The following is an 8,072-nucleotide window of genomic DNA, read 5'->3' as shown; positions in this document are numbered from 1 at the left end:
ATTCCTCCTTAGCTCAGTCGGTAGAGCATGCGGCTGTTAACCGCAGTGTCGTTGGTTCGAGTCCAACAGGGGGAGTTTAAAATTAAATATGGCTCCATGGTCAAGCGGTTAAGACACCGCCCTTTCACGGCGGTAACAGGGGTTCAAATCCCCTTGGAGTCACTTACAAAATGAGATTTTTGAGAGGCTTAACTCTGACATTTGGTATGTTTTTTATGTGCCGATGTGGCTCAATTGGCAGAGCAGCTGATTTGTAATCAGCAGGTTATCGGTTCGAGTCCGATCATCGGCTTTTTGGACCTTTAGCTCAGTTGGTTAGAGCAACCGGCTCATAACCGGTCGGTCCTGGGTTCGAGTCCCCGAAGGTCCATTTTTGTTATATAAATATTTTTTCTGGCCCGGTGGCTCAGTTGGTTGGAGCGCCGCCCTGTCACGGCGGAGGTAGAGAGTTCGAGTCTCTTCCGGGTCGTTGCTGTATTTAGCAAATTTTATGGGGTCTTAGCTCAGCTGGGAGAGCATCTGCCTTACAAGCAGAGGGTCATAGGTTCGAGCCCTATAGGCCCCATCCTATTTTACTAAATTATATGCATGCCGCAGTGGCGGAACTGGCAGACGCCCGGGACTTAAAATCCCGTGGGTAGTGATACCCGTACCGGTTCGATTCCGGTCTGCGGCATTAATTAAAGCCCTTGATTTTCAAGGGTTTTTTTATGTTGTAGAAGATGACATTGATAAAAAGTATTCATTTGGCTATAATAAAAAAGAAAATACAGAACGTGTTATAGGAGAAACGATTATGTGTACAGCAGCTACTTATAAAACAAAAGACTTTTATTTTGGAAGAACGCTGGATTATGAATTTTCTTATGGTGATCAGGTTACTATTACACCTCGAAGCTTCCCGTTTCATTTTCGACATGTGAGAGAACTGAAGAACCATTATGCGATTATCGGGATGGCTCATGTTGCGGGAAACTATCCACTGTACTATGATGCCATCAATGAAAAAGGACTCGGTATGGCAGGTCTTAATTTTGTGGGAAATGCTTCTTATTCAGATGTACAGAGCGAAGTGGATAATATTGCACAGTTTGAATTTATACCTTGGATTTTAAGCCAGTGTTCCTCTGTAACAGAGGCCCGGGAATTGCTTCATCGTATTAATATAGTGAATACGCCTTTCAGTGAACAACTGCCTCTGGCACAGCTGCATTGGCTTATTGCTGATGAAAAGGAGTGTATTACAGTAGAATCTATGTCTGATGGATTGCATGTTTATGACAACCAGGTAGGAGTCCTCACAAACAACCCACCTTTTCCACAACAGATGTTTCAGCTGAATAACTATATGCATCTTTCTCCCAAACAGCCAGTGAACACATTTTCAAGTGATTTGAATCTTAATGCTTATAGCCGGGGAATGGGAGGTCTGGGTCTTCCTGGGGATTTATCTTCTGCTTCTCGCTTTGTCCGTGTGGCATTTACAAAAGTAAATTCATTTTCCGGTGAATCCGAGATGGAAAGCGTCAGCCAGTTTTTCCATATTTTAGGATCAGTAGATCAGCAGCGCGGTTGCTGCCAGGTCTCTGATGGAAAGTATGAGATTACGCTGTATACTTCCTGCTGTAATGCTACAAAGGGAATCTATTATTATAATACCTATGAGAATCACCAGATCAGTGCGGTGGATATGCACAGTGAAAATCTGGATAGCGATAAACTGGTTTGTTATCCGTTAATTCAGGGAGAACAGATTAAATATCAAAATAGATAACATTCTTCAATAGTATTAGATGCATTTTCAGATTTATATCTTTGCATCTACAGGAATGAGAGATATGTGTAGTATCTGTACTGAGTTAAGAATATGGCTATTTCCTTTATGCCGGGAAGTAGTCATATTTTTTTTGATGAATTTTTGGCAAAATACCTGGCAGGATGTTACCTGGAACAGTTACTGTCAGAAGTGCTAGTGTAAATATTGAAGTGTTTACGTATAATGAAGATGAACGAAAAACACACGAGTATAACAAGAAAGGAGATGTTTTTATGAACAAAAAAATGAAATTATGGGTGGCTGGATCTGTTGGAGTTATAATGGCAGATATGATGAGCGTGAGTGTTTATGCACTTGAAGAAAAGGACGTTATTGGAACCTGGTATGTAAATGAGCTTTCTATGGGCGGAAACATGACGTTCCATCCGGAATCAATGGGAATGGAAGTAACCGTTGACATTAAAGAAGGCGGACAGATAGAGACAACGACATCTAGTAGTGGAGAGGAGCCAGAGGTAGATCAGGCAGAGTGGAAAATAGAAGATGATAAATTACTGATAACCAATGATGGTGAATCTAAAGAATGTGAGTATGCTGATGGCAAGTTAACTATAGATGCAGACGGAATGACAATGATCATGAGCCAGGAAAAAGAAGAATATGAGCCATATGTACCTGGTGAACCGGTAGAAAATCCTGCAATAGAGGATTTTGAAGGAGAATGGATGTGTACTTTGATGGAAGCATTTGGAATGCAGATGCCGGTCGATGCTGAACTGACTGGATTCGAGATGATGCTGACAGTTCAAGGGGATACGGCTGAGCTTTCTTTAATAGAGAGCGGAGAAGAGAGCAAAGTAGAGCTTTCAGGTGAGGTGGAAGGAAATAACCTGATCTTGAAGGCTGTGTCCGAAGATGAGGCAGGGACTATGTTCTTCAGTTGTGATCTTATGAAGTTTACTTTGCTGGATGATGGAAAGCTTTGTTTTGAAGCAGACGCTGATGACAGTGAAGAATCAGAAGATTCTGAAACAGATGGGGAAGATTTCTCTGTAAAGACATATTTTGACAAAATAACTGTTACTGAATAGAGTAAAACACTGCCGTACCGGAGATATCTTATTCCAGTGCGGCAGTATAGGATTGCCAAGATGTGTAGAAAAATATGTGATGCGTTGCATGACGCACATCTTCCGGCAAGAATACCAAGGCATTTTTGAAATTCTTCTTGACTGAATTCAAGTTGAGCAGTTGCGAGACTTGGCGCGTGATTCTGGTCAGCGTAAGCTGACATATTCTTTACGGAATCACTGCGCATCCTCGCGAAGCGTTTATCTCAGTCGGAGATTGGACTCCCACTGAGACGAACTTGTTGTTACTCACCACCTGAAAGAGGTGGGAGTCTTCTCGACTGAGATAAAAAGGGAGGTAAGGCATGGGATTATTTGATAAAAAAATTTGTGATATCTGTGGAGAAAAAATAGGTTTACTTGGAAATAGAAAATTAGACGACGGAAATTTGTGTAAGGATTGTGCAAAAAAATTATCACCATGGTTTGAAGAGCGGCGGCACAGCACAGTAGAGGATATCAAACGTCAATTGGAATATCGTGAAAAGAATAAAAAGGCGGTAATGGATTTTTGCGTTACCCGTCAGATCAATACCAGAAATTACACTGTTTTTATTGATGATCATAAGGGAAATTTTACAGTTGCACGAAAACTGGATGTGAATGAAAACCCAGATATCGTTCCTTTATCAGCTATTGTGCAGTGCAGAGTAGAGGTAGAGCAACAGCAGCTTGAAGAAACATATACAAAGGATGGAAAGACAGTAAGCTATCAGCCACCAGTATATAACTATGAATATGATTATACGATGCGTATAAAGGTTAATACTCCCTGGTTTGATGATATGGATTTTCGTTTGAATACATTTTCCATAAGTAGTGAAAAGAGAAACGAATTGATGGAAGTAGAGCAGACGGGATATCAGATTGTTGCCGCACTGACACCAAATGCAGCCGGAATGCAGCCGGGAATGTCCGGGATGAACATGAACGGAGGGATGCAGCCAGGAATGTCCGGGATGAACATGAACGGAGGAATGCAGCCGGGAATGTCCGGGATGAATATGAACGGAGGGATGCAGCCGGGAATGTCCGGGATGAACATGAACGGAGGAATGCAGCCGGGAATGTCCGGGATGAATATGAACGGAATGCAGCCGGGAATGTCCGGGATGAACATGAACGGAGGAATGCAGCCGGGAATGTCCGGGATGAACATGAACGGAGGGATGCAGCCGGGAATGTCCGGGATGAACATGAACGGAGGGATGCAGCCGGGAATGTGCGGGATGAACATGAACGGAGGAATGCAGCCAGAGGGTAATTCCTGGAAATGTCAGTGTGGCGCAGAGAATACAGGAAGATTTTGCGAATACTGTGGTCTGCCGAGACCGTTTTAAAAATATAAACAAAAGGTTATGATAGACCGTCCTGTGACTCCCAATGAGATGAACTTGCTGTTACTCACCACCTGAAAGAGGTGGGAGTCTTCTCGACTGAGATAAAAAGATTTTGTGGAAGTTTCTAATGATTGCCAGCCTACCCGGTGTGAACAGATAACCAATTTCTCTAAAAACTATATGCCAGTACATGGGCTTTATAGTATACTTAGTACAATAAAGTATTAATGAGAGAGGAATTTTCATGACATACAATAAAAAAAAGATGCTGTCGTGTGGAGTGATTTTGATAAGCGTGTTACTGGCTTATATCTGCAGGCTGGCACGACCGGAAAATGTTTTTATGAGAAACATTGCAGACCAGTGCCGTAACTGTATTTATCTGGGTATTTACTGTGCCTGGGTGATTTACCTGGAAAAGCACGTAGTACATAAGAAAATGCGCAGATGCCTCACTGCAATTGGCTGTCTGATGGTATTCTGGTTTTTTGTAAGGACAGTGAAATTTCATATTCTTCATGACCCCCTTGGAGAACACGTTTGTTGGTATCTGTATTATATTCCAATGATTTTAATCCCGGTTTTGGGTTTGGCAGCAGCCATGTTTTTTGGTGAAAAGGATGAAGAGAAAACAGTCAGAAGAATCAAAATCCTGTTGACTGTGGCGGTGGTATTGATCGTAAGTGTTTTTACAAACGATTTACATCAGATGGTATTTCATTTTGCAAAACAGCCTCCATTTTCAGATAACGATTACAGTTATGGCATTCTTTTTATGGTGATACAGGGATGGATGTTGATTTGCCTGACAGGAATGGAAATCATACTGATCAGAAAAAGCAGAATCCCGGGAAAGAAGCAGTTCTGGCTGCCAATTATTCCGGGAATCCTGCTCCTGGGATGGAACATAGGAAATATATTCCGACTGCCTTTTATCCAAACCTTTGCAGGGGATATGACTGCAGTATGTTGTCTTTTAATGGCAGCAATTTATCAGGGCTGTATCTTATGCGGACTGATACAGACGAACAATCGTTATTTTGAATTATTTCAGACTTCCGGAGGATTGGATGCAGAGATCACAGATTATTCTTTTCAGCGTTATTATCATTCCGGTGATTTTCCGCAGCTTTCGCCTGAATTGCGTTCAATGATCGTTAACAGATCATTTGTACAAGAACAGGGGATTCGGATCAACCACATTCCCATAAGAGGAGGGCATCTGTTTTGGTCGGAAGATATTTCGGTATTGCTGGATCAATATCAGGATATTCGGGAACAGCAGGAAGAACTGATTGCTAGAAACAGGCTGTTGAAAAAAACCTATCAGAAAGAAGCAGAGCGGAGAAAAGCTGAAGAACAAAATCGGCTGTTAAATATGATACAGAGTCAGACTGCCGGCCAGCTGGAATTGCTGTCACAGCTGATGGATGAACTGGAAAAGACAGAGTCCAGGGAACGATATAATTGGATTCTTGGTAAAATTGTAGTTGTTGGTACGTATTTGAAGCGGAGAAAGAATCTGGTATTGACACAGTACACATCAGATGGAAATCTGCTTACAATGGAAGATCTTAGACAAAGCATTGCAGAATCCTGTGATAGCTTAAAACTATGCAAGATTCGTGCTGCTTATTACGTTGAAAGCGGAGATGTGCAGCTGAATGCAGATGATATACTAAAATGCTATGATACTTTTGAATGGCTTGTGGAACAGTTATCTGATGTTATGCATTCTATATTTTACCGTGTATCGCAGATTGATGAGGATCTTCGAATTTCCGTTCATATTGTGTCAGAAGCGGATCTGCGTGACTTAGTGTCGGAAAGACCGGAATTAAAAGTGCAGCAGGAAGATGAAAATGAATGGTTTGTTGGGTGTATCGTACTCAGAAAAGGAGGCAGCAGATGACCAGTTTTGGGGAATGCAGCATGGTAATGCAGAATTTTCTGATGATTCTCCTTGAGATATGCCTGATTCTGGAATTGATCCTTCTGATGGCAAGAATCACCGGTTTGTCCGGGAAAAAGAAAATCATAACGGCAATGACTGTTTTTGTAGTTTCTTTTATTCTTATGGGTTTTCTTATGAATGACCACAGGTATTGCCTGGGAGAAAGCGCATATCAGCCTATGCTTAGGTATCCGGTCAGCATTTTAATTGCAGTGGTGATTGTATTGACTTTGTATCTTTGCTGGGCGATCTGGAGGGAGAAACGCAGATATCAGCATTCTTTATCATACTGGTCTGTGAATGAAGCGGTGGATGATGTTCCCTGCGGGGTGTGCTTTTCAGATCCTCTGGGAAGGATTGTTTTATGTAATACCAAGATGCAGGAATTGTGCAGAATGATGACAGGTTCCTATCTGCAGGATTATGAAACCTTGCGAAAAGTAATGAATGGCGAGCCTGTTTCCGAAGGTTTTTTCAGGTTGAGCAGCGACAGCAATGTATTTTATTTTCCGGATGCTTCTGTTTGGATGTTTCAGGAATATCATCTGCAGGAACCGGATTTTGCGGGATACCTGCAGACAGTAGCTGTTAATGTGTCAGAAATATACTACAATAGTGAAAAAATCCGGGCAAACAATGAAGAATTGGCGATTCTGAACTGTAAGCTGGAGGAAATGTACGAAAAAATCGGAGATAAGATCAGAGAACAGGAAACTCTTGCTTTGAAAATGCAGGTTCACGATAATTTTGGACGAAGCTTACTGTCAATACGCAGAATATTGGAAAGAAAAGAAAAACAGGATAAAATGGATAAACAGTTGTCCACATTGAAGCACCAGGTTTATATTCTTACTGGTTCAACAGTTGAAAATATGGAAGAGCTGTATGAGGACACAGTGAAACATGCGGAAGAGCTTGGAATCTCCGTTCAGATCATTGGAAGCTTTCCGCAGCATCCTGCATATAGGCTGCTGGCAGACAGAGCAATTCGTGAATGTGTGACAAACTGCGCCAGACATGCCCATGGCAGTATCGTTTTTGTGAAGATAGATAAATGCGCAGATGAATACAACATTCAGATCACCAATGATGGAGATGCGCCTGAACAAAATGCAGAAGAAGGCGGTGGCTTGTCAGCACTGAGAAAAGCGGTTGAATCAGAGAAATGTATGATGCAGATTTCTTTTGCCCCTGAGTTTTGCCTGGTATTGAAAATGCCTCTGACAGAAAGGATGAGATTCGATGGTACGGGTACTGATAGTAGAAGATCAGAAGATCATGCAGAAGTATTTTGAATATATGCTTATGCAGGATTCGGAATTACGACATGTCCAGACGATTTCGGATGCCCGTGAAGCTGTAAAGATCTGTGGTTATTCGGCAATAGATCTTGTGCTTATGGATGTGCAGACATTTCATAATCATGATGGATTAAGTGCCGGCAAAACGATCAGGGAAAAGTATCCACATACAAAGGTTTTGATTGTTACTTCCCTGATTGATCCAAAAGTGCTGGAAAGAGCCAAAAGCGGATGTGCAGATAGCCTCTGGTATAAGGATCATGGTGAAGAGGAAATACGGAATGTGATTTACAGAACTTTAAATGGTGAGCGTGTATTTCCGGATGTAACGCCGAAGGTGGAACTTAACTGGATCACAAGTGGAGATATCAGCCCCAGACAGCTGGAGATGCTGCGCCTGTATATTCATGGAATGTCATATTCAGAGATTGCCAAGAAAATGGAATGTTCCACCTCTGGGGTAAGATGGAATTTTCAGGAAATGATTGCCAAGGCAGGATATAGCTGCAAGGAAGACCTGATAGCAGCTGCACTGGAAAGTAAATTGATTGTGACTACACTAAAATAGAA

The 8,072-nt window shown here is 41.9% G+C and carries 6 protein-coding genes and 7 tRNA genes; all 13 read left to right on the top strand.

Annotated features, from left to right (window positions below; all coding sequences use genetic code 11):
- Positions 1 to 2: 2 nt before the first annotated feature.
- A tRNA-Asn gene (locus tag AB5916_RS15065) sits at positions 3 to 75 on the top strand.
- 15 nt (positions 76 to 90) lie between these two features.
- Positions 91 to 162, top strand: a tRNA-Glu gene (locus tag AB5916_RS15060).
- 57 nt (positions 163 to 219) lie between these two features.
- Positions 220 to 292, top strand: a tRNA-Thr gene (locus tag AB5916_RS15055).
- A 4-nt stretch (positions 293 to 296) separates the two neighbouring features.
- A tRNA-Ile gene (locus AB5916_RS15050) sits at positions 297 to 370 on the top strand.
- Positions 371 to 395: 25 nt separating this feature from the next.
- Positions 396 to 469: transfer RNA gene (locus AB5916_RS15045), tRNA-Asp, on the top strand.
- Between the two features lie 23 nt (positions 470 to 492).
- A tRNA-Val gene (locus AB5916_RS15040) sits at positions 493 to 565 on the top strand.
- Between the two features lie 25 nt (positions 566 to 590).
- Positions 591 to 676, top strand: a tRNA-Leu gene (locus AB5916_RS15035).
- Positions 641 to 1,774 carry a choloylglycine hydrolase gene (bsh, locus tag AB5916_RS15030; RefSeq protein ID WP_368191616.1) on the top strand — a complete coding sequence of 378 codons (1,134 nt, stop codon included), beginning with the start codon at positions 641 to 643 and terminating at the stop codon, positions 1,772 to 1,774. Before AB5916_RS15035 ends, bsh begins: the two co-directional genes overlap by 36 nt.
- A gap of 275 nt (positions 1,775 to 2,049) precedes the next feature.
- The gene (locus AB5916_RS15025; RefSeq protein WP_368191615.1) at positions 2,050 to 2,868 is read left to right on the top strand and encodes a hypothetical protein; all 819 of its coding nucleotides are present in this window, start codon (positions 2,050 to 2,052) and stop codon (positions 2,866 to 2,868) included.
- 344 nt (positions 2,869 to 3,212) lie between these two features.
- The gene (locus AB5916_RS15020) at positions 3,213 to 4,247 is read left to right on the top strand and encodes a DUF4428 domain-containing protein (protein ID WP_368191614.1); all 1,035 of its coding nucleotides are present in this window, start codon (positions 3,213 to 3,215) and stop codon (positions 4,245 to 4,247) included.
- A gap of 244 nt (positions 4,248 to 4,491) precedes the next feature.
- Positions 4,492 to 6,159: a histidine kinase N-terminal 7TM domain-containing protein gene (locus tag AB5916_RS15015; protein WP_368191613.1), complete on the top strand. Its 1,668-nt coding sequence runs from the start codon at positions 4,492 to 4,494 to the stop codon at positions 6,157 to 6,159.
- Positions 6,156 to 7,496 (top strand): ATP-binding protein, encoded by a 1,341-nt coding sequence (locus AB5916_RS15010; RefSeq protein ID WP_368191612.1) that lies wholly within the window; start codon positions 6,156 to 6,158, stop codon positions 7,494 to 7,496. The genes AB5916_RS15015 and AB5916_RS15010 overlap by 4 nt, the downstream gene beginning before the upstream one ends.
- Entirely contained in the window at positions 7,444 to 8,070 is a 627-nt protein-coding gene (locus tag AB5916_RS15005; RefSeq protein ID WP_158422186.1) for a response regulator transcription factor, read from the top strand. The genes AB5916_RS15010 and AB5916_RS15005 overlap by 53 nt, the downstream gene beginning before the upstream one ends.
- Positions 8,071 to 8,072: the final 2 nt, after the last annotated feature.

The organism is Blautia sp. 1033sp1_1033st1_G9_1033SCRN_220408 (assembly GCF_040929965.1).
Lineage (GTDB): Bacteria > Bacillota > Clostridia > Lachnospirales > Lachnospiraceae > Blautia_A > Blautia_A ammoniilytica.
This window is presented reverse-complemented; position numbering and strand designations above follow the sequence as displayed.

Bases quoted from the DNA above. Each gene is read 5' to 3' on its own strand.
- AB5916_RS15025 (WP_368191615.1), top strand. From the start codon at position 2,050: ATGAACAAAAAAATGAAATTATGGGTGGCTGGATCTGTTGGAGTTATA.
- AB5916_RS15020 (WP_368191614.1), top strand. From the start codon at position 3,213: ATGGGATTATTTGATAAAAAAATTTGTGATATCTGTGGAGAAAAAATA.
- AB5916_RS15015 (WP_368191613.1), top strand. From the start codon at position 4,492: ATGACATACAATAAAAAAAAGATGCTGTCGTGTGGAGTGATTTTGATA.
- AB5916_RS15010 (WP_368191612.1), top strand. From the start codon at position 6,156: ATGACCAGTTTTGGGGAATGCAGCATGGTAATGCAGAATTTTCTGATG.
- AB5916_RS15005 (WP_158422186.1), top strand. From the start codon at position 7,444: ATGGTACGGGTACTGATAGTAGAAGATCAGAAGATCATGCAGAAGTAT.